Here is a 26,053-nt window from a genome sequence, read left to right as displayed (position 1 = left end):
CGCCTAACGCATCGGCGCGAACAGCGCATCTTGCAGGCTGCAATCGCGCGCCACATCCCTTGCGCAATCGCGCGGCTCCAGATCGCGGGTCAGGCAGATCCGCACCTCCTGCACGCGGCCCTCGCGGCAGGTGACGGTCAGCATGTCGGCCGACAGCGCGGGGTTCTCCTCCAAAAAGGCCTCCTCGATCACGGTCGCGGGCAGGCGCACGGGCCGGTCCAAACGCCGCAGCAGAGCGGGGCGGTTGACCCCCTCATAAGCCAGCCGCGACAGACGGAAATAATCCTGCGCGCTCAGCCCGCTGCACGACCCGTGCTTGCGCCACTGGTGCCACGCCAGCCCCGACGAGCCCATGATGTCCACCATCGCCTCCGTCTCCCCGCGCGAGGGCGGGCGCGCATTGGTCGGGCAGAAACTGGGCCAGCCCTCCTCATACTGCGGCCAAAGCCCGTGCAGCGTGAAGCCAAACCCCTGCCCCGCCTCGCATTGCGCCGACCCGCGCGCATCCCCCTCCAGCGCGCACCATGTCGGCGTCCAGCTCAGCGCCAGCACATAATAGTCGAAATCGCCCGCCCGCTCCCCCTCGGCCCAAGCCGCCCCGCCCAGCCAGATCATCGCAAGAAGCCAGCGTTTCATTTTCTCTTCCCTCCGGGCGTTTGCGCGCCTATATACGCTGCGAATTCCCCGAAATCGAGGAAATGGCGGAGACCCCTCCGCCGCCGGCCAGACCGGCAGGGGATGAGGCGTATCTGAAGGACGGATGACGATGAACAAACCGATCATGGCCAAGGCCACCGCCGTCTGGCTGGTGGACAACACCACGCTCAGCTTCAAGCAGATCGGCGATTTCTGCGGCCTGCACGAGCTTGAGGTTCAGGGCATCGCCGATGGCGATGTGGCGGCGGGCGTCAAGGGCTTTGACCCGGTGGTCAACAACCAGCTGACCGAGGACGAGATCAAGAAGGCCGAGGGTAACCCGGCCCATGTCCTCAAGCTGAAATTCAACGCCGCCGCCGTGGGCGAGGAAAAGCGCCGCGGCCCGCGCTACACGCCGCTGTCGAAACGGCAGGACCGTCCGGCCTCGATCCTGTGGCTGGTCAAGTTCCACCCGGAACTGAGCGATGGCCAGATCTCGGCGCTGGTGGGCACGACCAAGCCGACGATCCAGACCATCCGCGAGCGCACGCATTGGAACATCAACAACATCACCCCCATCGACCCGGTGGCGCTGGGGCTGTGCAAACAGTCGGAACTGGACGCCGCCGTGCAAAAGGCCAACGCGAAAAAGGCCCGCGAGGGTGGCGTGATGAGTGATGACGAGCGGATGAAGCTGGTCTCGACCGAGACGAGCCTTGCGATGGACCCCGAGGCGCGCATGCCCACCGCGATTTCCGGGCTGGAGACCTTCAGCCTCAGCGAAGACGAGGACAAGCCCGAGCGCCGCTACGACGCCGAAAGCCTGTTCAACCTGCCCGCAGGCGGGGGGGATGACGACGACGAGGATGACGAGGACGACAAGGGCCGCCGCCGCCGCTGAGGCGCAGGGCTCGGGTGGAGAGAGGAAGACCCCGGATCGCAAGGTCCGGGGTTTTTTCGTTGGGTTGACAACGCTGGCAGAATGCGACGTGAATGGCTGATTTGCGACCAAAGCGATCCTCGTCCGCTAGCCAAGTCGCTTACTATCCAAACTCAATACGGATGTATGAGATGCTCATGATACCAGCTTTCGTAGCCAATTCAGCGATCGCGTTGCGATGCCTTTGAAAGTGGTTCGCTTTTGATAGCTTTCCAAAGTGTCCGTTTCGAGTTGCAAGGCTATGTGCCCCAACCTTTCGCTCAAAACCTGTATAGATTTCAATGCCACCACGCTATCGATGGTCGCCCTTCTTTCGAAAAACGCACGGCAGCAGTCTGAGATCGAGCATGCGCTCATTGAGAACGGATCGACAAACCCTGAATTAGATGAGCCAATAAGGTTTACGGGATTTTTTGCTTCACTCATTCCAAGCAACTTGTCAGAGGGCCGATGCCCTGCGTGAACATGCTGGCAGGCCCACCTATAACGTGGCCTCCAATGATCCTGTCCGGTTGCCTTCTCTAAATCAAAGAGTGTTGGGCGATCCTTCTTTAAAGCTTCTTTCGCCCAGTCATACTCTCGACCAATTGCTCTACCTACCTCCTTCTCAAATGCCTGACACACAATTCCCATTGCCTCGATCTCTTCGGCTGAAAAAGGAGAGAGATTTGCACGTTGAGCATATTCATTGAGCTGATTAGCGTCCCGGTGCGCGTTGAATTGGAAACTTGCTAAGTAGCGTTTTGCCGTATCTTGATCGCTTTGCGCGATGAACAATGCCACGACGGCTATTTCGTGCAATGTTCTCCAACGAGCTAATGCTCCGTCTGGAAACCCTGTCCGCAGCAGCGCATCAATCTCACTTGCGACCAGAAGCATCCTAGGATGTAGGTGACTGAGCGCAAAGAAAATGTAGTCACGCTCCTCTTCAACCGCCCTAAAATGTTCCTGAGCGTGTTTTTCTCCAATTTCAGCTGCGACGCCACGAATAATCTCGAAAAGCTCGAAGGCTTTGCGCCACCTTCGATAGCATCTCTGTTCGAACCCGAGCTGCAGCTTCCTGCTAGTCTTAAGAGCTTTCGCTGCCGAACTTTCGATCACACCCGGAATGACTTCAAAAAGCGCATCTAGAGATGACTGCAAAGCCCTTTCGGTTGCTGCTTCAAGCTCGTCAGATGTGAGCTCAGGATGCTCTTGGAGAGCCCTTTCAAGCTCTCTCTCGATAGTTTCGAATACATCTTTCTCAATGAAACCCAATGTAACCGCTCACCCTTCTATTTGCAAAGATGTACTCAAGCTTCGCTCAAGTGCTGTGAGCAACAAAGGCCAATAAAGAATTCTTGCGAAGTCTGGTTGCGCATAGCTGCCGCTCACGCACTACGCGGCATCCGGTAAAGCGGGCCCTCACCCCCCTCAATGCGCCGCCACCCCCACATTATCCAACAACGTCCGCCCCCCATCCACCGTGATCACCTCGCCGGTCACGAATCCCGACCCTTCCGAGGCCAAAAACTGCACCGCCCCCGTCACCTCGCGGGCCGAGGCTATGCGGCCCATCGGCGTGCAATGGCGGATATCCTCGCGCAGGCCCTCCGTCTCGGCCAAGGCCGCCTTCAGGCTCGCCGACATGACCGAGCCAAAGGCCACGCCATTGACCCGGATGCGGTGCGGGGCCAGCGCCAGCGCCAGCGACCGTGTCGCCTGATCCAGCGCCGCCGCCGCGATGGAATAGGCCATCAGGTCGGGGTGCGTGCGCCGCGCCGCGATGGACGAGATGTTGATGATCGACCCGATCGACCCCTCGGCCGGGCGTTCCTGATCCTCGGCCCGCGCGATCATGCGTCGCGCCACGGCCTGGCTCAGCCGCAGGGCGGTCATCATGTTCTGGTCGAGCAGCGTCGCCACCGTGTTGTCAGACGGATCCAGCACATCGGTGCGCAGCACCTGACGGCTGGCATTGACCAGAATGTCGATCCCGTCGAAGGCATCCACCGTGGCCGAGACAAGGTTCTCGATCGTCAGCTTCTCGCGCAGGTCGCCCGCGAAATAGCGCACCTGCCCCTTGTCATCCTCGATGTCGCCGCATTCATCGGCCAGCCGCGCCTTGTCGCGGTCGGCGAACATCACATTCGCGCCCCGGTCGATGAAATGCCGCGCGATGGCCAGACCGATGCCGTTGGCGGCCCCGGTCACGATGGCGGTCTTGCCTTGAATGGAAAGTGTCATGTGCTGGATCTGGTCCCTGACAGCAGGGGCCTAGCGCTTGGGCTTGGCCGCCTCGTAGATCTTGTAGCCTTCAAGCTCGCCCAGAAGCCGGCCGGTTCCGAACCCGGCCTTCAGCGCATCTTCATACGGCAAATGGCGGTTTGCGACCATGAAAAACCGCCCCTTCGGCGCCAGCATGCGGGATGCGGCGGCGATAAAGGCACGCCCCAGCGCAGGATCGGCGCGGCGGCCATGGTGGAACGGCGGGTTTGAGACGATGGCGTCGTATTTCGCCTCCGGCGCAAAGCGGGTCACATCAGCCCAATGGAACCGCGCGCGCGGGTCGTCGATATTGGCGGCGGCCGCCTCCAGCATGGCGTGATCGGCCTCGATCAGATCAAGGCTTTCGATCCCGTCTTGCTCCGACAAGATCTCGCCCGCGACATAGCCCCAGCCCGCGCCCAGATCGGCCACCCGGCCGGTCAGCTGAGGCACGAGGGCCACCAGCAGTTCCGAACCCCGGTCCGGCCCATCGGCGGAAAACCCGCCCGGCACGGTCACATAGCCTTCCTCGGTCTCGATAGGTTCCGGAATCCAAGCCATCACCGCCTCGGGCAGAACCTCCGGCCTTGTCAGCCAGATCAGCTTGCCATGCGCCTTGGACATCACGCCGTCGATGGGGAAAACGCCGCGCAGCAGCTTGAGAATCGCCTCGATCCCCTCTTCCTTCTGACCATCGACCAGCAAGAGGCCACCCGGGCGCAGAACCATCAAGGCCTCGGCGATGCTGGCCATGGTGCCCGCGCGCGCCTTGACGATCTGCACCAGCGCGGTGGCAAACACCTGATCCTCGGGGATCTCTGGTGAAACACGCAGCCCGCGCGCGGCCAGCCGGTCATGATCGGGCGCGAATCCCTGCACGCAGGTTACCTCGCCCAAGGCGGCGTAATCGCCATCGCCTTGCGCGCGCAGCGCCAATACCGGGCCGGGCGGCAGGGAAAGCTCGCCCGCCTCCAGTGCAAGGGTCCATCTGTCAGGGGTCATGGGGGCCTTGAGGACCGGTCAGTCCTCTTTCTCCATCGTGCATTGAAGCGGGTGCTGGTTGCGCCGGGCGAAATCCATCACCTGCGCCACCTTGGTTTCCGCGATCTCGTAGGAAAAGACGCCGACCACGGCAACGCCTTTCTTGTGGACGGTCAGCATGATTTCCACGGCCTGCGAATGGGACACGCCGAAGAACCGCTCCAGAACGTGCACGACGAATTCCATCGGCGTGTAATCATCGTTCAGAAGCAGCACCTTGTACATCGGCGGGCGCTGCGTCTTCGGTTTTGTCTTGGTGATGAGGTCGGCCTCGCCGTCGGTCTTCGGCTTGTCCGCCATCATCTGCCAGGCGTCGATCTGCATCGCGTCTCCACTCGGCTCCAGGTCTGCCGGCTGTCCCTTGCGTGAGGCCACTATATAAGACACCGGGGCTTGCAGAAAAGAGGGGTAAGGCAATGACCGGCGCGCTGACCACCATCGGCTTCGATGCCGACGACACGCTGTGGCAAAACGAGTCCTTCTACCGCGTGTCGCAGGATATCTATTTCTCGCTCCTGGCCGAGCACGAGGACCGGGCGGTGTTGCAGCGGCATTTGATGGCGGCAAAGCGGCGCAATCTCGGGCTGTACGGGTTTGGCATCAAGGGGGCGACCCTTTCGATGCTGGAGGCGGCCATCAGCGTGACACAGGCCCGCGTTCCGGCGTCGGTCATCGCGCAAATTCTGGCAGCCGGACAGGAACAGCTGCGCCATCCGGTCGAGTTGTTGCCCCATGCCCGCGAGGTGGTGGAGCATCTTGCGGCGGACTTCACTCTGGTGCTGATCACCAAGGGCGACTTGTTCGATCAAGAACGCAAACTGGCCGAATCGGGTCTGTCGCATCTGTTTCAGGCCGTCGAAATCGTGTCCGACAAATCGCGGGCCACCTATGAGGCGGCCTTTGCCCGGCATGGGGACGGACCGAGCCGGGCGATGATGGTCGGCAATTCGATGAAATCGGATGTCCGTCCCGCGCTCGAGGCCGGGGCATGGGGCGTGTTTGTCCCGCATGCGCTGACTTGGGAGCATGAACAGGCTGACGCGCCCGAAGGCCACGCGCGGTTCCACGAATTGCCCGATCTGGGCGCCCTGCCCGCGCTTGTCGATGCGGTTGATCGGTGACGCGCATGTGACCCCGCGCCAATTGACCGGCCCGCGCGACACGGCCAATGCTGGCACATGATCGATGCCGCGCTTCTGCCCCTGCAACGCCACCTGATGACGCCCCCGGGCCAGTGGCTGGCCGCGCGCGGCGTAAGGGCCGACCAGATAACCCTCACGGGCTGTCTGATCGGTCTGGCGGCGGCGGCGGCGGCGGCGGCGGGGTTCTACTGGCTCGCGCTGGCGGGGCTGGCATTGAACCGGCTGGCAGATGGACTGGACGGCGCGGTTGCGCGCGTGACCGGACCGACCGACCGGGGGGCCTTTCTCGACATCGCGCTCGACTTCGTCTTCTACGCAGCCTTTCCGCTGGGCTTCGTGCTGTCTGATCCCGGCGCCAACGCGCTTCCGGGCGCGGTGCTGATCGCAAGTTTCGTCATCTCGGGCACGTCCTTTCTGGCCTTCGCCAGCGTGGCGGCCCGGCGCGGCATGACGGCAGCGGCCTATCCCAGCAAGGGCATATACTACCTCGGCGGTCTGACCGAAGGGGCCGAGACCATCGCGGTCTTCGCCGCCTTCTGCCTGTTTCCGGCGTGGTTCCCGATCTTGGCGCTGGTCTTCGCCGCTGCCGCGACGGTCACAGGCATCACGCGCTTTGCGGCGGGGTGGCAGGCGTTCAGCGACAGCTAGGCGTTTTTCTGCGGCAAAACGCGCAGGAAAACCGCAGTTTTCCCGTCTCCCTCACAGCTTTAGCACGATCTTCCCTATATGCGCGCTGCTTTCCAACCGCGCATGGGCGGCTGCCGCATCCTCCAGCGCAAAGACCTGATCCATTACCGGCGCGATGCGGCCCGCCGCGATCAGGGGCCAGACATGCGTCGCGAGATCGGCGGCGATGACCGCCTTGGCCGCATCGGACTGGGGCCGCAGGGTAGAGCCCGTGATCGTCAGCCGGCGCATCATCACTTGCGCAAAGTTCAACTCAACCTTCGGCCCCTCCAGAAAGGCGATCTGCACCAGCCGCCCGTCATCGGCCAAAGCCTTGACGTTGCGCGGCAGGTAGGACCCGCCCACCATGTCGAGGATCAGATCGGCACCACCTTCGGCCGCGATCACCTCGCCGAAATCGGCCTCGCGGTAGTTGATTGCGCGCTCGGCCCCCAAGGCCTCGCAGGCCGCGCATTTTTCGGCCGATCCGGCGGTGGTGAAAACGCGCGCGCCCATCGCATGCGCCAGCTGGATCGCCGTCGTCCCGATGCCCGACGATCCGCCATGGACCAAAAACCTCTCGCCCGCCTTCAGACGCCCGCGAACAAAGACGTTGGACCAAACGGTGAAGAAGGTCTCGCACAGCGCGGCAGCCTGCGCCATCGACAGGCCGGCGGGCACCGGCAGCGCATGGTCCTGATGGGTCAGCGCGTATTGGGCGTAGCCGCCCCCCGGCAACAGCGCGCAGACCGCGTCGCCGACGTTCCAGCGCGTCACGTCGGGGCCCACGGCTGCGACCACCCCCGCCGCCTCCAGCCCCGGCAGGTCGGACGCGCCCGGCGGCGGCGCATAGCTGCCCGCGCGCTGCAAGGCATCGGGGCGGTTCACACCAGCATGATCGACCGCGATCAGGATTTGGCCCGAGCCGGGCACGGGCAGGGGCCGCGTCGTCGGCTTCAGGACCTCGGGGCCGCCGGGTTTCGTGATCTCGATCGCGCGCATGGTCTCGGACATGGGGGCCTCCGTCTGGTCAGTCTCGCCCAAGGCTTGACGGACCGGTGACCGGGGGGCAAGGGCGGCGATGCCGCGCCTCAAAGACGCCAGCGGCCCGGAAGATTGGCGGGTGCGGCGCCGGGTGCCTTGATCTTGCTCGCCAGCCATTCGGGGCCCGCCATCAGCGGCTTGAGCAGCCGGTTCTCGCGCATTGCCTTTTTTGCCCGCTCGATCCGCATCACATCGTCGATCCGCCGCTCCAGAAAGGCCCATGTCGCGGCATGGTCCATCGACTGGTCGCCCAACCAGTAGAGCACGGTCGAGGAATAGACCCCCGACAGCGTCGCGCGCTTGGTATACCAGTTCAGATCGTCCGACGTATCGCCCAGCGCTGTCCAGATCGCGTCCGCCGTCTGCCACAGCGCGCGCGCGCCATCCGCCGCATGGATCGGCAGCGCGAACAGCGTCAGGCCGCGCCGCACCGCCTCCTTGTCATGGGTGACAAGCTCCAACCGGGTGCGGATCGCATGGCCCACCCGGTCGCTGTAGCGCATCGCCGACAGGTCGGACGCCTTCAGTGCCGCGACCATGGCCGCATCGCCCTGCGCGTGAAAGGCCAGCGCCAGATCGACCGCACCGCGCGGGAACAGCGCACGCGCCTCGGCGGCGGTCAGCCCGGCATCCACGCTCGCCGCCCGGAAACTGGTCTCGGACCAGCCGTCGAAGGGCACATGCATCAAGGCAGCCGCGATCAGGCGGGCCTTGGGATCGGCAGCGGTTTCGGTGGCGTTTTCAAGACCGTCGGTCATCGCGGACCCCCATGGTTTCCGGTTTCCTCAGACAGTAGACAAGATAGGGGGCCTTTGCTATACGGCCACTTCCTGCTTTCAAACGCAACTCTAACTTAGGAAGGTGGTGACACCAGAATGCAGGTCAGTGTTCGCGACAACAATGTCGATCAAGCGCTCCGTGCCCTGAAGAAGAAACTTCAGCGCGAAGGGGTTTTCCGTGAAATGAAGCTCAAGCAACATTACGAAAAGCCCTCGGAGAAGAAAGCGCGCGAAAAGGCGGAAGGCATCCGCCGCGCCCGCAAGCTGGCGCGCAAGAAATTGCAGCGCGAAGGGCTTCTCTGAACGCCTTTGATCGGTTCGTGAGCCGTTGAAAGATAAACCCCCGCGCCCATGGCCCGGGGGTTTTGCTTTGCATAACGGCAGCATCGCAGGTCTCACGCGCTGCCGTGCCGCTCAGTTTTCTGCAGCCATCTCCGCCGCAAAGGCCTGAGTCCGTGCCGCGCGCGCCTGCGCCTGAAGCAGCTCTAGATTGTCGTCCGAATCATCATCGAAGATCTGCCGCTCGCGCACCCCGGGAAGCGCGCCGAACCGTTGCATGGTGCGCATGGGAAACCAGTTTGTCCCAATGGATTCGAACCCGGGCGTCTGGCTCAGCACGCGGCTGATCGACAAGGAGCATTGCGCCTGCGGCACCGCCCCGTAGCTCTGCACCGCCGCAGACAGTGCCGCTGCCGTTTCGGGTGTCACGTCGATCTCCTGCATCACGATATGGTAGGTCTCGCGCGCATGGTAATCGAGGTAGAACCCCATGAAGGGCTCGCCCATGCCGTAAAGCACGTCGTTGCGCTCGGGCACCAGCGGATGGTGCCAACTGCCCGCCGGATCAAAGACCAGCCGCTGCGCGCCATCGATGATCAGCGCCGAATGGCCACCCGACCCGTTGGTGTTGGACACCATGGTCATCAGCGTCACGGTCGGTGTGCCGCTCGGCCGGTAGGCCGCCCGTTGCACCGCCTCCTCCGGCGCCCAGACACTGTCTGCGGCGCACGCTGACATCGCGCCGGCCAGCACCAGCGCGACACAGACCCGAAGCAATCGCTTCATCTTGCGAAGATGGCCAGAAACACGACGATGACGATGCAGACGATCCCGACATTCACGCTCATGCGCATGAACCCGGCAAAGGTCTTTTCCTGCTCGGTGATGTCCATCTCGCCTTGCTTGTGCTTGTTTTCGGCCATGTCGTTCCCTCCGGTCCGGGGTGTCTTGTTCGCGCTTGATCGGGCAATACCGCATTCCGTGCATCCTGTCAGCCCTCAGGGCGCAGGGGCATCGCGCCGCAGGGTCTAAGGGCTGAGACGATAGAGCCACGCCCCATCCGCCCGCCGGTCGCGGATCACGGCACCGATGGCATGCAGGTGGTTCAGATGCGCCACCGCCTCCACCAGCGCAAGGCCATAGGTGCCGCTGTCGATCTGGCGCTTGAACAGCGGCGGGAAACACTCGGCCGCGGTCTTCGGGCCCAAGGCCAGATGCGCGCGCAGCCTCTCGAGCGCCCCGTGATGGTTGCCGATCATCTGCCGCAGCCGATCCGGCAGGCCGGTAAAGGGCAGCTTGTGACCGGGCAGCACAAGATGTGCATCGCGCGCATGGGGTTGCAACGCGTCGCAGGCGGCGAACCACTCCCCCACAGGATCGGCCCCGGGCTCGGTCGCATAGACACCCAGATTGGGCGAGATCGTCGACAGCAACTGGTCGCCGCCGATCACCACATCATCCTCGCGGCTCCAGAATGTTGCGTGATCGGGCGCATGCCCCTGACCAAAGCGGATGTCCCAGACGCGCCCCCCCATCTGGAAAGTTCCGCCATCCAAAAGCCGCGAAAACCCCAAAGGCATCGGATGCACGATATCGGCGAAATTGAACGGGCGCTCAGACCGCCGCGCCTCGAACACCTCGGCCTCCATGCCGGCGCTGCGCCAGAACGCCAGCGTTTCCTCGGTCGGCAGGGGCTGCTCGTCCAGCGTCAGCATCCGCGCCATCAGCCAGGCGGTGCGCGTGATCCACAACTCGACGCCCTGCGCCTGAAACCAGCCGGCAAGGCCCACATGGTCGGGATGGTGATGCGTCACGATCAGGCGCCGCACCGGCAGACCCTTGAGCGGTCCGGCCAGCGCCGCCTCCCAGATCGCACGGGTCTTCTTGGTATCAAGCCCGGTATCGACCAGCGTCCAGCCATCCGCGTCGCGCAGCGCATAGACATTGACATGGTCCAGCACCATGGGCAGCGGGATGCGCAGCCACAGCACGCCGTCAGCGACCTCGGTGGCCTCGCCCGGTGCGGGGGCGACCTCAAGCGGGGTCTGGATCATGCCGCCAGATCGTCGGGGCTAAGGTCATAGAGCCCCGCCGCCCCAAGCCGCGCCTGCGTGAAAAACCCCTGCGCCTCTGGCAGCAAGCGGTCGATGTAGAACCGCGCCAGAGCGGCCCGCGCGCCATCGCCCGCCGCCGCCGCACGCAGGTGGTAGAGCGCACCCAGCACGCGCGCGAATCCCATCAGATAGGGCACCGCGCCGCCGAAACGGTCGTTCAGATCCATCGCCACAATGGCGTCGGTCGCAGCCCGCAGACTGTCCGCCATGGCCGCAACCGGCGCACCCATGGCAAGTGCCTGCGCCTCGGCCTCCACCGCATCGACCAGCGCATGGATCGCGGCCCCGCCATCGGCCATCTTGCGGCCCACAAGGTCCATCGCCTGAATGCCGTTGGTGCCTTCATAGATCGCGGCCACCCGCACGTCGCGGGCGAATTGCGCCACGCCGGTGTCCTCGATGAACCCCATCCCGCCATGAACCTGAATGCCGATATTGGCGACCTTGAGACCCATCTCCGTGCCGTAAGCCTTGGCGATGGGGGTCAGGATAGCGGCACGGGCCGCCTCCGCCGCATCCCCGGCATGGCCAAGGTCGATGGACACGGCCAGATCGAGGGCCAGCGCGCGGGCGGCAAAGGTCTCGGCCTTCATCTCCATCAGCATCCGCCGCACATCGGCATGATCGAGGATCGTTCCGGTGCCGCCCGCGATCAGCGGCTGCCCCTGCTTGCGGCCCGCCGCATAGGCCACAGCCGCCTGCGTCGCGGCGTCCGCGATCGACACGCCATGCAGCGCCACGCCCAGCCGCGCGTTGTTCATCATGGTGAACATCGCGGCCATGCCCCGGTTTTCCTCACCCACCAGCCAGCCGGTCGCGCCATCATACTGCATCACACAGGTGGGCGAGCCATGCAGGCCCAGCTTGTGCTCCAGACTCACGACCTTCAAGCTGTTGGCCACGCCGGGATTGCCTTGCGCATCGGGGATCAGCTTGGGGACAAGGAACAGCGATATGCCCTTGGTCCCCTTGGGCGCCCCCTCCAGCCGCGCCAGCACCAGATGCACGACATTCCCGGTGAAATCATTGTCACCCCAGGAGATGTAGATCTTCTGCCCGGTGATGCGGTAGGTGCCGTCGCCAGAAGGCTCGGCCTTCGTCGTCAGCGCGCCCACGTCCGAGCCCGCCTGCGGCTCCGTCAGGTTCATCGTGCTCGACCAGTCGCCACTGGTCAGCCGCGGCAGATACAACGCCTTGATCGCCTCGCTCGCATGGTGTTCCAGCGCCTCGATCTGGCCTTGGGTCATCAGCGGGTTCATCTGCAGCGCAAGACAGGCCGCCCCCGCCATGTCGTTGACGCAAGCCGTGACCGTGATCGGCAGACCCAGCCCGCCATGATCGGGATGGGCCGAGATCGCCGTCATCCCGGCCTCGACCATGGCACGATAGCCCTCCGCATAGCCGGGCGGCGTGCGCACCACGCCATTCTCCAGCCGTGTCGGATTTCGGTCGCCAACCTTGTTGAGCGGCGCCAGAACCTCCTCGCAGATGCGACCCGCCTCGGTCAGCAGCGCGCGCACGGTGTCCGGCGTCGCCTCGGCGTAGCGGTCTTGCGCGGAGACCCGGTCAAAACCTGCGACATGGGTCAGCAGGAATTCGAACTCGGCGATGGGGGCACGATAGGGCATGGGGCGCGTCATCCTGTCGGTTGGGGCCTGTCATTGCACGGGGACGCAAACCGCGCTACCCCCTCGGCCCTGTTGCCCCACGCTAGGGGCCTGCCCCCGCCCCGATCAACCGCAACGTCACGTCAGACCGATGAGCCTGCCCGAACTCCTGCCCGACACGCCCGAGGGCCATGCCCGCGCCGCGACCCTGCTGGGTCATGGCACGCTTGTCGCGTTGCCGACGGAAACGGTCTACGGGCTGGCCGCCGACGCCACCGATGACGCCGCCGTGGCTGCGATTTATGCAGCCAAGGGCCGACCCGGCCACAATCCGCTGATCGTGCATGTGCCCGACCTGGCCACCGCCGAAGACATCGCCGCATTTTCCGATGCAGCCCGGGCGCTCGCCCACGCCTTCTGGCCCGGCCCCCTGACGCTTGTCCTGCCCTTGAAGCCTGACCACGGCCTGTCGCCGCGCGTCACTGCAGGTCTGCCCACCGTTGCCATCCGCGTGCCGGCGCACCCATCCATGCAGGCGGTGCTGCGGGCCTTCGGCCGCCCCATTGCCGCCCCCTCAGCCAATCCCTCGGGCAAGATCAGCGCCACAACGCCCGCCCATGTTCTGGCGGGCCTCGGCGACCGCATCGCCGCCCTGCTTGACGCGGGCCCCTGCGCGGTCGGCGTCGAATCCACCATCCTCGCCCCCGCGCCCGGCGGCACGCGGCTCCTGCGCGAAGGCGGCCTCCCGCGCGAAGCGATCGAACACCTGACCGGCCCGCTGATCGCCGACACCACGCCGGGCGCGCAGATCGAAGCCCCCGGCCAACTGGCCAGCCATTACGCCCCCGAGACGCGCCTGATCCTTGGCGGCACGGCGCAACCCGGCGAGATCGCACTGGGGTTCGGCCCGATGCCCTGCGACTTGAACCTGTCGCCCATGGCCGACCTTGCCGAGGCCGCGACCAACCTCTTCGCGGCTCTCCACACCGCCGACGCGCTTGCCGCCGCCCGCGCCGCACCTGCGATCCGGGTCGCAGACGTCCCCGAACAGGGCCTAGGCCGCGCCATCAACGATCGCCTGCGCCGGGCCGCCGCACCACGGGACTGATCCCGCTTCTTCTCTGTTTCACAAATATCCTCGGGGGAGCGCGAGGGGGCAGACAGCCCCCTCGCACGGGTCGGCGCGCAAGGCGCGACGAAACCCGCCGATACGAAAAACCCCCGCCGGGCTTGGGCATCGGCGGGGGCAAGGGGCAGGCCGCACGGGTCGTCGCGCAAGGCCCGCGGTTCAAACCTTGATCAATTGCCCATCTCGGCGCGCAATTGCTGGCGCAAGACGTCGATGGGCACGGTCTGCCCGTCGCGGCGGAAATGCCAATAGGTCCAGCCGTTGCACGAGGGCGCGCCCTCCAGCTTGGCGCCGACCTGATGGATCGAACCCTTCACGTCATCGGCGATCAGCGTGCCATCGACCCGTACCTTGGCGCTTTGTCCGCGCGCATTCACCAGCATCTCGCCCGGGCGCAGCATGCCACGCTCGACCAGCTGGCCAAAGGGCACCCGCACCTCCTGCCGTTTCGACGTGGCAACCTGCAGCGCCCCGCTGTCGAGCCGCCGCACATCGCCCAGCCGCGCCTCGGCGATCTGGCGGTAGCTCTCCTCGCGCTCGATCCCGATCCAGTCGCGGCCCAGCATCTTGGCCACCGCGCCCGTGGTCCCTGTGCCAAAGAACGGGTCCAGCACCACATCGCCCGGATTGGTCGTGCCGACCAGAATACGGTGCAACAGCGCCTCGGGCTTTTGCGTCGGATGGGCCTTGTCGCCCTTTTCGTCCTTCAGCCGCTCACCGCCGTTGCAGATCGGGATCACCCAGTCCGACCGCATCTGCACACCCTCGTTCAGCGATTTCAGTGCCTCGTAGTTGAAGGTGTATTTCGCGCCATCGGTCCGGGTCGCCCAGATCATCGTCTCATGGGCATTGGTCAGCCGCATCCCGCGGAAATTCGGCATCGGATTGGCCTTGCGCCAAATCACGTCATTCAAGATCCAGTAGCCCTGGTTCTGCAACTCGGCGCCGACTCGAAAGATGTTGTGATAGCTGCCGATCACCCAGATCGCGCCATCGGGCTTCAGCAGCCGCTTCGCCTCGGCCAGCCACGCCTTGGTAAAAGCGTCATAGGCCGCAAAACTGTCGAACTGGTCCCATGCATCATCGCAGGCGTCGACCAGCGTGTTGTTGGGCCGGTGCAGACTGCCCTTGAGCTGCAGGTTGTAGGGCGGGTCGGCAAAGATCAGATCGACCGATGCATCGGGCAGCGCGCGCATCACCTCGATGCAGTCGCCAGCCAGAATGGTATTGCGCGGCAGCGCGGGCGCTGCCTTGGATTTTGTCTTTGTGGTCATCTCTGCCTCTTGTCGGCGCCTCTCTCGGGCGTTCCGGGTCCTGGGGGCAGAGTCGCCCAAATCCGATTCGGCGTCAATTTATTTATTGGAATCAATGCGTTGTATGGGCATTGATAGCAAGATGTTGTGCACCGGCCGGAACGACCGTCTATGGTGGGGGGTGACCCCCAGATCTAGTAGGGCGGCGCGGTGGGCCGCCGTGGGGTAGCCTGCGTTGACCTCCCAGCCATAGCCGGGGAACTCGACTGCCAGCGCCGTCATCACCTTGTCGCGGGCCACCTTTGCGATGATCGAAGCGGCCGCGACCGAGAGGCTTTTCGCGTCGCCCTTGACGAGCGTGACACCCCGGCAAGGCAACCCCTCCGGGCAGGCATTGCCGTCGATCAGCGCTGCATCGGGCACGAACCCCAAGCCCTCCACTGCCCGCCGCATCGCCAGAAGGGACGCCGCGCGGATGTTGAGCCGGTCGATCTCCTCCACGCTGGCCCAGGCCAGACTGACCTTGGCCCGCGCGTGGATCTGATCGAACAAGGCCTCGCGGCGCGCGGCGCTCAGGACCTTGGAATCGTTCAGCCCCTCGGGGATGTTGGACGGGTCCAACACCACGGCGGCCGCCGAAACCGGGCCCGCCAGCGGGCCGCGCCCGGCTTCATCGACGCCACAGACGCGCCCGCACAGGGCGGTCTCATAGGTCAGATCGGGGCGGGGTCGGGCCATGCCCTCTCATCCCACGCCGTCCGGTCCGGCACAAGAACGGGCGGCCCCCGGTTCGGGAGCCGCCCTTCTCGCCTGCTCGATTATGGTTTCAGTGGCTGCGATGGCCTTCACGGACCCAGCCATACTGGGACAGGCAGCGCCCGCCGTAAAAGGTCCGCCATCCGCGGTCCGTCCGGTAATCCCGTGCGCAGGCCTGCGGCAGGGCAACATGGGTGCTCCGCTGCAGACAATGCCCGGCATAGCCGCGGAAAAACCCGTCGCGGGTCTGGAACTCGCGGTAACACTGCGCGGGTGCCACGATCTGCCGGGGATGTGCGGGGACATGGTGCAGTTGCGACGGCGGGCGGCGATCGCCACGGTCGTCAATCGCGCGGCCGATGGCGTAGAGCGCGATGATGCCGGCGATGACCGCTGCCGCGTCGCGGCTGTCGGCCTGGGCAGGCGCGGTGCTGGCGCCGATGGCACCAACGGCAAGCAGCGCGCTGAGCGCTGCGGCGGAAAGGGTCGTGCGAAGCGTGTGGAACATGGCGCGTCTCCTTCGGCGGATCATGGGTATCAAAGGGGGGCGACCCCGTCGGGGACCGCGATGACACCATCGGGCGGCATCGTGCCCTGCCGCTCAATATCGCCGGGCTGTTATCCGATAACGGGGCGGAAAATCGGCGCTGTCATTGCATGTCAGCCCCCCTCCGCGGCATGTCTTGTCTCAGATGCCCCGGCACAGGGGCCCCGTTTCATCTATCGAGCATGCCATGACCCACCTCCGCACCCTGCTTTTCGCCGCCGCCGCCAGCCTCATGGCTGGCCCCGCTCTTGCCGATTGCTACGCCGACTATCGCGCAAAGATGGATAACCCCCTCAGACTGCACTACGGTGTGATCGAACTGCCTGCCGATGCCTGTTCGGTCGGGGCCGCCGCGCCCCTGATCGCGGCCCGCATCGCGCAGGGCGGTTGGGAGTTGTTGCAGGTGGTGTCGGTCTTCGATTCTTCGGGCCTCACCCCGAGGAGAGCCGATGCCGGAGAATTCTTCCTCCGTTTCTGAAACGCGGATCGCCTCGACCCGCGTGGTGCAACTGGGTGTTCTGGCGGTCGTCACGGTCCTTGTGACGTCGGCGGTACTGTTGTTCCTGTACCTTCCCGATGCCGATGCCTTCAACGCGGCGGTGGCCGAGGTCTTCGTGCTCAATGATGTCCGAAACCCCGATGCCACCCGCGTGCTGGAGGTTCTGGCCCAGACCGGAACCTCGTTTGCCAAGGTGCTGGAAAGCTACCGCGCGGTGATCTTCGTGCTGATGATATTCTCGACCGCGCTGCTGGTCGCCTGCCTCGTGTTCCTTGTCACCATCGTCACGCTGAATCGGCGGATGGGCCAGATCGAACGGCAGGGCATCCAGGTGTCGTCGCTGATCCTGAGCCGCGAGGAACGGGTTGTCTTGATCAACAACCTTGAATTCAAGCTGACCGATGCTGCGATGGAAACCCTGTCGGTGCTGGCCGAGGCGCGGCTGGACGACGAGGTGCTGTCGGGCGCGCAGATCGAGGCGATGGTCTCGGGCAAGCACGAGACCGACGCCGATGAGGCGGCGGGCGCGACCCGCATCAAGCGGTTGCGCGACACGCTGGGCAACCAGATCGTGAGCGAGCTCTTGATCAAGAACATCGCCCGCAAGGGGTATGTTCTGGCGATCGACAAGGACGTCATAAAGATGATTTGAGGCGCGAGGCCAGACACGAAAAACGCGGCTCAGAGGAGCCGCGTTTTCCATCGATCAGCAGGTCAGAGCCTCAGCAATAGGGCGCGCCCCGTCCGTAGCCAGCCCGATCGGTGATGTTGCCATTGTCGGCATCGGTCCGGCCGCTGTAAAGGCCGCCGCCGCCGCGCCCGCAGCCGCCGCGGTCTGTCCAGTTGCCGTTGTCACTGTCGGTAGATTGCGCCTGCGCCTGACCGCCGGTCAGGGCGGCGGCTGCCCCGGCAGCGCCCCCCACGGCCATCAGGCCAAGGAAATTGCGGCGGCCCGACTGGTGTTCGGTCTTGATGTCGCTGTCGGTCAGCGTCTTCGGCGTCGTCTTATCATCGCTGGACATGGCACGTGTCTCCTGTTGCCCGCTGTCTTGCTTGGTCCCGATTTAACCTTCGCAGAGGCCACTTGCCCGGTCAATCTCGGGTTTTCCCGCTGTGTGGGAGGTATGGACGCCTGACCTTTGCCATGTTCTGAGTATCACAGTGCCAAACCCGTGATACGCAACCCATTCCGTGAGCACCCATGACATCCTCAGATTACAATTTCGACTGGACCATCGCCCCGATCACCCCAGCCACTTTCTTCGCTGATCATTTCGAAAAAAAGCCCCTGCGCGTCGCCCGGAACGATCCCGACTATTACGGCGATCTCCTGAGCTTCGACGACATCGACCGGGTGGTCACGACCATGGGCCTGTCCGTGCCCGAGATCACCGTGACGCGGTCGGCAGGCGACATCACGCCGGCCGATTATGCCTATGAATCCGGCTTCATCGATCCGGTGCGCGTGAACCAGCTGTTCGCCGACGGCTCCACCGTGATCTTGTCGGGTCTGCACGAACGCCTGCCCAGGCTCGCCCGCTTTTGCCGCGCGCTCGAGGCGGTGTTTTCAAGTCGGGTGCAGACCAACATCTACATGACCCAGGCCCAGAGTCAGGGCTTCAACGCCCATTACGACGACCATGACGTGATCGTGCTACAGATCGCGGGCAGCAAGGAATGGCGCTTCTACGACACGCCCATCGAACTGCCCCTGACATCGCAGGGCTTCGACCCCGGCCTTGTGCAGGTGGGTGCGGAAACAGACCGTTTCGTGCTGCAGCCGGGCGACATGCTCTATGTGCCGCGCGGGCTGGCCCATGATGCGGTCGCAACCGGCGAGCCGTCCCTGCACATCACGACCGGGCTGATGTGCCGGACATGGGCCGATGTGCTGGTCGAGGCGGTCAACATCATGGCCCACCGCGAGCCGCGCCTGCGCCGCGCCCTGCCACCGGGTTACGCCAGCCCCGGATATGACTTTGCCGCGCATCAAGACGATTTCGAACAGATGCTGGGTCTGATCGCAGGGGCCGCGCCACTGGGCAAGCTGATGGAAAGCTTCAAGCAAGATTTCCTCACCGGTCGCGTGCCGCGGGTCGAGGGGCAGATGGCCCAGCTGGTCAAGCTCAGGGAGCTCGACATCGACAGCCGCGTCGGCGCGCGCCCGCACCTGATCCACGACATGACCCATATCGAGGAGGAGGGCACCGTGCGCCTCGTGTGTCAGGGCACCGAGATCGAGCTGCCCGATTTCGCCCGAGAAACGCTCGGCTTCGCCATCACCGCCCGCGATGTCCGGGTGGGCGATCTGCCCGGCGATCTGGATGAGGCGGGCAAGCTGGTTCTGGTGCGCCGCCTCGTGCGCGAGGGGCTGATGGTCATTCACTGACCCAAGGGCACCACGGTTTGGAGATGTCGGCGGGGGCTCTGCCCCCGTCGCGCAAGGCGCGACTCCCCCGGGATATTTTCGAAACGAAGAAGGCTCTTTACGGTTTCTTTACCGTCGTCTTGACCGTCTGTGCATCCTCGCGGGTCTCTTGCTCGGAGGGGACAAGCCCGTAGCGCGCGGCGACCCGCCAGACATGGGCGGGCACCATGTTCTTGATCCGCGCGGGATGGGCGCGGCGCAGGTGCAAGATGGTCTCGATCGCCTTCATCTCGACGCGGGCGCGGGCGAATTCCAGCCCGCGCGGGCCGATGCGCGGTTGCAAGAAGCTCACGATCGGCCGCGCCCAGTCCGGCATCGACCGCAGCGGCAGCCCGCCCGCCGCGCGCTCGGTATTGGCCAAGAACCCCTTGACGGCGCCGCCGCGCTTGCCCTTGTCGGTCAGCGGCACGACACGCAGCTGATCCTCGATCGCGGCCAGCATCCCGGCCCCGCGTGCATTGCGCGCGATCACCCATTGATCGCCATCGCCGCCCATGTAGCCCACCGTGATGTCGGACAGACGGTTGGTATAATCGACGCAGGTCTTGCAGGTCATGGGAAAGAAATCCGCCCTGAGCTTCGAGATCGGCAGCTTGAGAAACGGCACCGTCCGCGTCGGGCGGCCATCGTCGAAACGCAGTTCCACCCGGTAATCGGCGCGGAACTCGAGGTAGGAGATGGTGTCGGGGCGGTCGTCGAGAAGGGCGAGGAATTCGTGGAAATTCTCGGTCGTGGTGTTGTCGGAACATGGCGTTCCGATGACGAGGATCTGTTCGAACCCCAGTTCCTGCTCCAGCGCGCGCAGGGCGTAGACCTGACAGGGAATGCCGATCACCGCGATCCGCCTGTGCCCCGCGACGGCGGCAGGCTCCAGCGCCGCAAGCGTGGGCGCGTAGCCCATGCGCATGCCGCGACATTGTGCCAGCGCGGCCGGGTCGGTCACGATCACCGGCTCGGGGCGCCATCTGTCATCGGGGTGCGGGCGGACGGCCAGCACCGCATCGACGGCGCCTTGTTGCAGCAACCGGGCGGCCAGCGCCGTGGTGATTCCGGTCCATTGCGCGCCATCGGCAGGCGGCGTCAGGCGGGCGCGGATCATGCGCTGGGTGACACCGAAAAACGCCTCCTCCCCCGCGGCGGGATCGGCCACGCGGCCATGCACCCGCGCCTCCAGTCCCTCGTAATCGGGCTGAATGAACTGGCAGGCCCGGCCGCAGGCGCGCCCGTCGCCCATGCGGCTGACGCCGCAATCGGTGCACAGACCGGGCCGGGCGGCCCCTGTCAGGGCAGGCACGGTCAGACCGGGCGGGGAAAGATCCTTGGGCATGGGCGGGTCCGGTCCTGAGGCAGTCCCCACTATCGGAGCCCGCCTCCAAACTGTCAACTTGCGTTTACACTGCGCCCATTCTTCGCGGATCGCCCCGGGGGCCATTGCATCCCGGCGCCCACCCGGCCAAACCTTGCACTCGGACAACTCGACCGCGGGGAGGGCGGATGGGTCACCCTGAACCACATCTCGACCTGTCGCCACGGGTCTCGGACGAGGTCCGCAAGACCACCTGCTACATGTGCGCCTGCCGTTGCGGCATCGACGTGCACCTGAAGGCGGGCCGTGTCGCCTATATCGAAGGCAACCGGGACCATCCGGTGAACAAGGGCGTGCTCTGCGCCAAGGGCAGCGCGGGGATCATGCAGGTCAACGCGCCGTCACGGCTGCGCGCGCCGCTCCGCCGGACAGGCCCGCGCGGATCGGGCCAGTTCGAGGAAATCACCTGGGACGAAGCGCTGCAGACGGCCGTCGACTGGATGGCGCCGCTGCGCGAGACGGCGCCTCAGAAACTGGCCTTCTTCACCGGGCGCGACCAGTCGCAATCGCTGACCAGCTGGTGGGCGCAAGCCTTCGGCACACCCAACTACGCAGCCCATGGCGGGTTCTGCTCCGTCAACATGGCCGCCGCCGGCATCTATACGATGGGCGGCGCCTTTTGGGAATTCGGCCAGCCGGATTGGGAACGCACCAAGCTGCTGCTTTTGTTCGGCGTGGCCGAGGATCATGACAGCAACCCCATCAAGATGGGGCTGGGCAAGCTCAAGGCGCGCGGCGCACGCGTCATCGGCATCAACCCGATCCGCACCGGCTACAACGCCGTCGCCGATGATTGGATCGGGATCACGCCCGGCACCGACGGGCTGTTGATCTTGTCGCTGATCCATTGCCTGCTCAAGGCGGGCAAGATCGACCTCGACTACCTCACACGCTTCACCAATGCGCCCGTGCTGGTGAACGAAGACCCCGCCAGCCCGGAAAACGGCCTGTTCCTGCGCGACGCGCGCGGCAAGCCGCTCGTGCTCGACCGCGCGACCGGCCTGCCCACGGCCTTTGACGCGCCGGGTGTGAAACCGGGGCTGGCGCATGGCTACAGGAGGGCGGGCATCACACACCGCCCGGTGTTCCAGATCCTCGCCGAACGCTACCTGTCGGACGACTACGCCCCCGAGGCGGTGGCGGGTCGCTGCGGCATCCCCGCGCCCCGCATCCACGCGCTGGCCGCCGAGCTTGCCCGCGTGGCCTTCGACGAGGCGATCGAGATCCCCCAGCCCTGGACCGATTTCCGCGGCGAGCGCCAGGAGACGATGATCGGCCGCCCCGTCGCCATGCACGCCATGCGCGGCATCTCGGCCCATTCCAACGGCTTCCAGACCGCGCGCGCGCTGCACCTTTTGCAGATCCTGCTCGGCACGGTCGAAACGCCGGGCGGCTTCCGCTTCAAGCCGCCCTACCCCAAACCGCCCGAAGCGCACCCCAAGCCCCACGCCACCGCCACCCCCGGCCAGCCGCTGAAAGGCCCCCATCTGGGCTATCCGATGGGCCCCGAGGATCTGGCGCTTGACGCCGACGGCCGCGCGCAGCGGATCGACAAGGCCTTCACCTGGGAAAACCCGCTGTCGGCCCATGGGCTGATGCATATGGTGATCTCCAACGCCCATGCGGGCGATCCCTACCGCATCGACACGCTGTTTCTCTACATGGCGAACATGGCGTGGAATTCCTCCATGGGGACCGCGCGCACCATCGAGATGCTGACCGACACAGATCCCGAGACGGGCGACTATGTCATCCCGCGCATCATCTATTCCGATGCCTATTCCTCGGAGATGGTGGCCTATGCCGACCTGATCTTGCCCGACACGACCTATCTGGAACGCCATGACTGCATCAGCCTGCTCGACCGCCCGATCTCCGAGGCCGATGCCGCGGGCGATGCGATCCGCTGGCCCGTGGTGGCGCCCGACCGCGATGTAAGGGGCTTCCAGTCGGTGCTGCTGGACCTCGGCGCGCGCCTTGGTCTGCCGGGCTTCGTGGCGGATGACGGTAGCCCCGCCTATGCCGACTACGCCGATTACATCACCCGCCACGAACGCCGCCCCGGCATCGGCCCGCTGATGGGGTTTCGCAACGATGGCACTGCGACCGGGCGCGGTGCGCCCAATCCCGAACAACTCGCCCGCTACATCGAGAACGGCAGCCACTTCACCCACCACATCCCCGAGGCGGCCCAGTTCTACAAACCCTGGAACATGGCCTATCAGGAATGGGCGGTGTCGCTCGGCCTCTACGACAGTCCGCAACCGTACATCTTCAACCTCTGGCTGGAACCGCTCCGCCGCTTCCAGCTTGCCGCCGAAGGCCATGGCCCGCACCAGCCGCCCGACCACCTGCGCACCCGCATCAAGGCCACGATGGACCCGCTGCCCGTCTGGTATGAGCCGTTCGAGCAGGCCGCGATCGACACCGCCGCCTACCCGCTCCATGCGCTGACCCAGCGCCCGATGGCGATGTATCATTCCTGGGGCAGCCAGAACGCCTGGCTTAGACAGATCCACGGCGAAAACCCGCTCTACCTGCCGACGAACCTGTGGGAAGACCACGGCTTCACCGAAGGTTCATGGGGGCGCGTCACCTCGCCCCATGGGGAAATCACGGTGCCGGTGGCCCACATGGCAGCGCTCAACCCCAACACCGTCTGGACGTGGAACGCCATCGGCAAGCGCAAGGGAGCCTGGGCGCTCGACCCCGACGCGCCCGAGGCGACACGCGGCTTTTTGCTCAACCACCTGATCCACGAACTGCTGCCGCCCAAGGGCGACGGGCACCGCTGGGCCAATTCCGACCCGATCACCGGGCAGGCCGCGTGGTTCGATCTACGCGTGCGGATCGAGAAATGCCCCGCCCCGCGCGAGGCGCACCCCGCACTACCGCCGCTCGCCTCGCCCGTGGGCCGGGGCCCGAAATCCCTCGCCTGGAAGATCGGCCGATGACACGCCACCTCTTCTCTGTTTTCCAAATATCCTCGGGGGTGTGCAGAGGGGGCAGACAGCCCTCTCTGCCGGGGGTCCGGGGGCAGAGCCCCCGGCCGGTCGGCGCCGCAGGCGACGAAACCCCAGTGGAAAAGACCGGCCGCCAGCCATGACCCCCCATTTTACCTCCTCGACCGACGGCACCCGCATCGCCTTTTCCACCATGGGCGATCCGGCCGCGCCAGCCGTCGTGCTGATCCACGGCTGGTCACAGGCAGGCACCTGCTGGCAGCCCACGCTCGACAGGCTGGCCCACCGCTTCCACCTTGTCACCCTCGACCTGCGCGGCCATGGCGCCTCCGACAAGCCAGAGGACCCCGCCGCCTATACCGACACCGCGCTCTGGGGCGACGACATCGCCGCCGTCATTGCGGCCGCAGACCTCCACCGCCCCACGCTCGTCGGCTGGTCTTACGGCAGCCGCGTCATCGCCGCCCACCTCGCCACCCATGGCGAGGGGCATCTGGCGGGCGTCGTGCTGGCGGGCGGCATCCTTGCCATCGGCCGCGCGCGCGAGGACTGGATGGTCGGCCCCGCCTCCCCCGGCCTCGACCGCGATCTCTACACCGACGACCTGCCCCGCCGCCTTGCCGCCACCGCCCGCTTCGTCGAGGCCTGCACCACCGATCCGCTCGACCGCACGACCTATGCCGAACTCGTCGGCGTCAACATGCTCTGCCCCGCCCATGCCCGCCGCGCGCTCTTTGCCGCCGATCTCGACCTGCGCCCCACCTATGCTGCGATGACCTGCCCCGGCCTCGTCATCCACGGGCTCTCGGACCGCGTCGTTGCCCCTGAGACCGGTCGCGTCGCGGCAAGCACCATGCCCGACGGTCGCTTCCTCGGCTACGACGGTATCGGCCACGCCCCCTTCCTTGAGGCCCCCGACCGTTTCGTCGCCGATCTCGCCGCCTTCGTCACCTCCTGCCAGGCCACCGCATGACCCAGCTCCCCACCAGCACGACCCGCAAGCTCGGCCTTGTGATCGACCTCGACACCTGTGTCGGCTGTCATGCCTGCGTGATCGCCTGCAAGGGCTGGAACACCGAGAATTACGGCGCGCCCCTGTCCGATCAGGACCCTTACGGCGCCGCCCCCTCGGGCACCTTCCTCAACCGCGTCCACAGCTACGAGATCACGCCCAAGACCGGTCCGGCACAACTGGTGCATTTCCCCAAATCCTGCCTGCATTGCGAAGATGCGCCTTGCGTCACCGTCTGCCCTACCGGCGCCAGCTACAAGCGCGTGGATGACGGGATCGTTCTGGTCAACGAGACCGATTGCATCGGCTGCGGCCTCTGCGCCTGGGCCTGCCCCTATGGCGCGCGCGAGATGGACAAGGCGGCGGGCGTGATGAAGAAATGCACGCTCTGCGTCGACCGCATCTACAATGAGAACCTCCCCGAGATCGACCGCGAACCGGCCTGCGTGCGCACCTGCCCCGCAGGCGCGCGCCATTTCGGCGATCTGGGCGATCCGGGCAGCGACGTCAGCCAATTGGTGGCCACGCGCGGCGGCATCGACCTGATGCCCGAGATGGGCACGAAACCCGTCAACAAGTACCTGCCGCCGCGCCCGCGGGACACTTGGGAGCAGACCGACATCCTCGCCCCCTTCCTGACCCCCGTGTCTGAGACGCCCCAAGGCTTCCTTGGCTGGCTCGACCGGGCGCTGGACCGGCTCTGACATGCATCCGGCCCCCTCCGTCATCCTCTTCACCACGCTCTCGGGCCTTGGCTTCGGCCTGCTGATCTTCCTCGGCCTCGGCCTGCCCGCCGTCACCGGCTGGACGGCGTTTGGGTTCTTTCTCATCGCCTATGTGCTTGCCGTGGGCGGCCTCATGGCCTCGGCCTTTCACCTCGGCCATCCCGAACGCGCGCTCAAGGCCTTCACCCAATGGCAGACCAGCTGGCTCAGCCGCGAGGCTGTCGTGGCGGTGGCGGCTCTGCTGGTCATGGGCATCTTTGCCGCACCGGCCGTGTTTCTCGGCCTGCGCCTGCCGGTGCTGGGCGGGCTGGGCGCGGCGCTCTCGCTGGCGACCGTGATCGCAACGGCGATGATCTACACCCAGCTCAAGACGGTTCCACGCTGGAACCAGATCCTGACGCCGTTGCATTTCGGATCCGTCGCGCTGGCGGGCGGGGCGCTTCTGGCCGGGCAATTGACTGCGGCCGCGGTTCTGCTTCTGGCGGCGGGCCTCATCCAGATCGGCCATTGGCGCGTCGGCGACACCCGCTTTGCCGAGGCCGGTCACACGCTGGCCACCGCCACCGGCCTAGGGCAGCCCGGGCGCATCCGCGCCTTCGAGGCCCCGCACACGGGCACCAACTACCTCCTGCGCGAGATGGTGCATGTGATCGGCCGCAAGCACGCCCTCAAGCTGCGGGGGGTTGCCCTGACGCTGGGCTATCTCGTGCCGCTCGGCCTTGTGCTGATCCCGGGTGCGGGCCACGTGCTTGGCGGGCTTGCGGTGCTCAGCCATGCGGCGGGCATGGCCGCCTCGCGCTGGCTGTTCTTTGCCGAGGCCGAGCATGTCCTGGGCCTGTATTACGGCAGGCACGGCTGACGCTCAGCGCAGGATTATGGC

At 65.6% G+C, this 26,053-nt stretch carries 28 protein-coding genes; 12 read left to right on the top strand and 16 right to left on the bottom strand.

The features are described 5' to 3' along the window. Positions 1–3 precede the first annotated feature (3 nt). On the bottom strand, positions 4–636 hold the full coding sequence (locus C7455_RS12330) for a ribonuclease T2 family protein (protein WP_109668618.1): 633 nt from the start codon (positions 634–636) through the stop codon (positions 4–6). Between the two features lie 130 nt (positions 637–766). On the opposite strand from C7455_RS12330, the gene C7455_RS12325 reads away from it, so the two are divergent. Continuing rightward, positions 767–1,537: a DUF1013 domain-containing protein gene (locus tag C7455_RS12325; protein WP_109668705.1), complete on the top strand. Its 771-nt coding sequence runs from the start codon at positions 767–769 to the stop codon at positions 1,535–1,537. 174 nt (positions 1,538–1,711) lie between these two features. Here the strand turns inward: C7455_RS12325 and C7455_RS19935 are convergent, their stop codons facing one another. The 4 genes from C7455_RS19935 to clpS form a co-directional block, all read right to left on the bottom strand. Next, positions 1,712–2,833 (bottom strand): DUF5677 domain-containing protein, encoded by a 1,122-nt coding sequence (locus C7455_RS19935; RefSeq protein ID WP_146199995.1) that lies wholly within the window; start codon positions 2,831–2,833, stop codon positions 1,712–1,714. 156 nt (positions 2,834–2,989) lie between these two features. Further along, a complete protein-coding gene (locus tag C7455_RS12320) occupies positions 2,990–3,802 on the bottom strand; it encodes an SDR family NAD(P)-dependent oxidoreductase (RefSeq protein WP_109668616.1) in 813 nt (270 codons plus the stop codon). Between the two features lie 30 nt (positions 3,803–3,832). Continuing rightward, positions 3,833–4,825 carry a class I SAM-dependent methyltransferase gene (locus C7455_RS12315; RefSeq protein ID WP_109668614.1) on the bottom strand — a complete coding sequence of 331 codons (993 nt, stop codon included), beginning with the start codon at positions 4,823–4,825 and terminating at the stop codon, positions 3,833–3,835. An 18-nt stretch (positions 4,826–4,843) separates the two neighbouring features. Next, positions 4,844–5,188 carry an ATP-dependent Clp protease adapter ClpS gene (clpS, locus tag C7455_RS12310; protein ID WP_109668612.1) on the bottom strand — a complete coding sequence of 115 codons (345 nt, stop codon included), beginning with the start codon at positions 5,186–5,188 and terminating at the stop codon, positions 4,844–4,846. A 92-nt stretch (positions 5,189–5,280) separates the two neighbouring features. On the opposite strand from clpS, the gene C7455_RS12305 reads away from it, so the two are divergent. Both C7455_RS12305 and C7455_RS12300 read left to right on the top strand, forming a co-directional pair. Next, positions 5,281–5,985, top strand: a complete 705-nt coding sequence (locus tag C7455_RS12305) for an HAD family hydrolase (RefSeq protein ID WP_109668610.1) — start codon at positions 5,281–5,283, stop codon at positions 5,983–5,985. 57 nt (positions 5,986–6,042) lie between these two features. Then, positions 6,043–6,654: a CDP-alcohol phosphatidyltransferase family protein gene (locus C7455_RS12300; protein ID WP_109668608.1), complete on the top strand. Its 612-nt coding sequence runs from the start codon at positions 6,043–6,045 to the stop codon at positions 6,652–6,654. A 51-nt stretch (positions 6,655–6,705) separates the two neighbouring features. Here the strand turns inward: C7455_RS12300 and C7455_RS12295 are convergent, their stop codons facing one another. Beyond that, positions 6,706–7,686 (bottom strand): NAD(P)H-quinone oxidoreductase, encoded by a 981-nt coding sequence (locus C7455_RS12295; protein WP_109668703.1) that lies wholly within the window; start codon positions 7,684–7,686, stop codon positions 6,706–6,708. 77 nt (positions 7,687–7,763) lie between these two features. Then, positions 7,764–8,474 carry a COQ9 family protein gene (locus C7455_RS12290; RefSeq protein WP_109668606.1) on the bottom strand — a complete coding sequence of 237 codons (711 nt, stop codon included), beginning with the start codon at positions 8,472–8,474 and terminating at the stop codon, positions 7,764–7,766. A 117-nt stretch (positions 8,475–8,591) separates the two neighbouring features. Between C7455_RS12290 and rpsU the strand changes: the two genes are divergently transcribed. Beyond that, positions 8,592–8,798, top strand: a complete 207-nt coding sequence (gene rpsU, locus C7455_RS12285; protein WP_109668604.1) for a 30S ribosomal protein S21 — start codon at positions 8,592–8,594, stop codon at positions 8,796–8,798. 111 nt (positions 8,799–8,909) lie between these two features. Here the strand turns inward: rpsU and C7455_RS12280 are convergent, their stop codons facing one another. The 4 genes from C7455_RS12280 to C7455_RS12265 form a co-directional block, all read right to left on the bottom strand. Next, positions 8,910–9,560 carry a hypothetical protein gene (locus C7455_RS12280; RefSeq protein ID WP_109668602.1) on the bottom strand — a complete coding sequence of 217 codons (651 nt, stop codon included), beginning with the start codon at positions 9,558–9,560 and terminating at the stop codon, positions 8,910–8,912. Continuing rightward, entirely contained in the window at positions 9,557–9,697 is a 141-nt protein-coding gene (locus C7455_RS12275; RefSeq protein ID WP_109668599.1) for an aa3-type cytochrome c oxidase subunit IV, read from the bottom strand. The genes C7455_RS12280 and C7455_RS12275 overlap by 4 nt, the downstream gene beginning before the upstream one ends. A gap of 105 nt (positions 9,698–9,802) precedes the next feature. Further along, on the bottom strand, positions 9,803–10,828 hold the full coding sequence (locus C7455_RS12270) for an MBL fold metallo-hydrolase (RefSeq protein WP_109668598.1): 1,026 nt from the start codon (positions 10,826–10,828) through the stop codon (positions 9,803–9,805). Next, positions 10,825–12,516, bottom strand: a complete 1,692-nt coding sequence (locus C7455_RS12265) for an acyl-CoA dehydrogenase (RefSeq protein ID WP_109668701.1) — start codon at positions 12,514–12,516, stop codon at positions 10,825–10,827. The genes C7455_RS12270 and C7455_RS12265 overlap by 4 nt, the downstream gene beginning before the upstream one ends. A gap of 130 nt (positions 12,517–12,646) precedes the next feature. On the opposite strand from C7455_RS12265, the gene C7455_RS12260 reads away from it, so the two are divergent. Next, the gene (locus C7455_RS12260) at positions 12,647–13,603 is read left to right on the top strand and encodes an L-threonylcarbamoyladenylate synthase (protein WP_109668596.1); all 957 of its coding nucleotides are present in this window, start codon (positions 12,647–12,649) and stop codon (positions 13,601–13,603) included. Between the two features lie 191 nt (positions 13,604–13,794). On the opposite strand, the gene C7455_RS12255 is transcribed toward C7455_RS12260, so the two are convergent. The 3 genes from C7455_RS12255 to C7455_RS12245 all read right to left on the bottom strand — a co-directional run bounded on the left by C7455_RS12255 (position 13,795) and on the right by C7455_RS12245 (position 16,141). Then, a complete protein-coding gene (locus C7455_RS12255; protein ID WP_109668594.1) occupies positions 13,795–14,898 on the bottom strand; it encodes a site-specific DNA-methyltransferase in 1,104 nt (367 codons plus the stop codon). 78 nt (positions 14,899–14,976) lie between these two features. After that, entirely contained in the window at positions 14,977–15,615 is a 639-nt protein-coding gene (locus tag C7455_RS12250) for a ribonuclease HII (RefSeq protein ID WP_109668592.1), read from the bottom strand. Positions 15,616–15,703: 88 nt separating this feature from the next. Further along, positions 15,704–16,141 carry a hypothetical protein gene (locus tag C7455_RS12245; protein ID WP_109668590.1) on the bottom strand — a complete coding sequence of 146 codons (438 nt, stop codon included), beginning with the start codon at positions 16,139–16,141 and terminating at the stop codon, positions 15,704–15,706. A 226-nt stretch (positions 16,142–16,367) separates the two neighbouring features. Here C7455_RS12245 and C7455_RS12240 point away from each other — a divergent pair, with 226 nt between their 5' ends. Next, positions 16,368–16,658: a hypothetical protein gene (locus C7455_RS12240; RefSeq protein WP_109668698.1), complete on the top strand. Its 291-nt coding sequence runs from the start codon at positions 16,368–16,370 to the stop codon at positions 16,656–16,658. After that, positions 16,630–17,331 carry a winged helix-turn-helix domain-containing protein gene (locus C7455_RS12235; RefSeq protein ID WP_109668588.1) on the top strand — a complete coding sequence of 234 codons (702 nt, stop codon included), beginning with the start codon at positions 16,630–16,632 and terminating at the stop codon, positions 17,329–17,331. The genes C7455_RS12240 and C7455_RS12235 overlap by 29 nt, the downstream gene beginning before the upstream one ends. A 70-nt stretch (positions 17,332–17,401) precedes the next feature. Here C7455_RS12235 and C7455_RS12230 read toward each other — a convergent pair whose 3' ends face one another. After that, complete coding sequence (locus C7455_RS12230; RefSeq protein ID WP_109668586.1) at positions 17,402–17,701, bottom strand: hypothetical protein; 300 nt, start codon at positions 17,699–17,701, stop codon at positions 17,402–17,404. Between the two features lie 179 nt (positions 17,702–17,880). On the opposite strand from C7455_RS12230, the gene C7455_RS12225 reads away from it, so the two are divergent. Further along, positions 17,881–19,068: a cupin domain-containing protein gene (locus C7455_RS12225; protein ID WP_109668584.1), complete on the top strand. Its 1,188-nt coding sequence runs from the start codon at positions 17,881–17,883 to the stop codon at positions 19,066–19,068. A 97-nt stretch (positions 19,069–19,165) separates the two neighbouring features. Here C7455_RS12225 and C7455_RS12220 read toward each other — a convergent pair whose 3' ends face one another. Then, positions 19,166–20,434: a Coenzyme F420 hydrogenase/dehydrogenase, beta subunit C-terminal domain gene (locus C7455_RS12220; protein ID WP_109668582.1), complete on the bottom strand. Its 1,269-nt coding sequence runs from the start codon at positions 20,432–20,434 to the stop codon at positions 19,166–19,168. Positions 20,435–20,601: 167 nt separating this feature from the next. On the opposite strand from C7455_RS12220, the gene C7455_RS12215 reads away from it, so the two are divergent. From C7455_RS12215 to C7455_RS12200, 4 genes are all read left to right on the top strand, one after another. Continuing rightward, complete coding sequence (locus C7455_RS12215; RefSeq protein ID WP_109668580.1) at positions 20,602–23,427, top strand: molybdopterin oxidoreductase family protein; 2,826 nt, start codon at positions 20,602–20,604, stop codon at positions 23,425–23,427. A gap of 148 nt (positions 23,428–23,575) precedes the next feature. Beyond that, positions 23,576–24,409 (top strand): alpha/beta fold hydrolase, encoded by an 834-nt coding sequence (locus tag C7455_RS12210; protein WP_109668578.1) that lies wholly within the window; start codon positions 23,576–23,578, stop codon positions 24,407–24,409. Then, the gene (locus C7455_RS12205) at positions 24,406–25,152 is read left to right on the top strand and encodes a 4Fe-4S dicluster domain-containing protein (RefSeq protein WP_109668576.1); all 747 of its coding nucleotides are present in this window, start codon (positions 24,406–24,408) and stop codon (positions 25,150–25,152) included. Before C7455_RS12210 ends, C7455_RS12205 begins: the two co-directional genes overlap by 4 nt. 1 nt (position 25,153) lies before the next feature. Continuing rightward, positions 25,154–26,032, top strand: coding sequence for a dimethyl sulfoxide reductase anchor subunit family protein (locus tag C7455_RS12200; RefSeq protein WP_109668574.1), 879 nt, complete (start codon positions 25,154–25,156; stop codon positions 26,030–26,032). The last annotated feature ends 21 nt before the right edge of the window (positions 26,033–26,053 follow it).

It is taken from the genome of Roseicyclus mahoneyensis, assembly GCF_003148775.1.
GTDB lineage: Bacteria > Pseudomonadota > Alphaproteobacteria > Rhodobacterales > Rhodobacteraceae > Roseicyclus > Roseicyclus mahoneyensis.
Note: the sequence above shows the minus strand (reverse complement) of the source record. Positions and strands in the feature narration are given on the sequence as shown.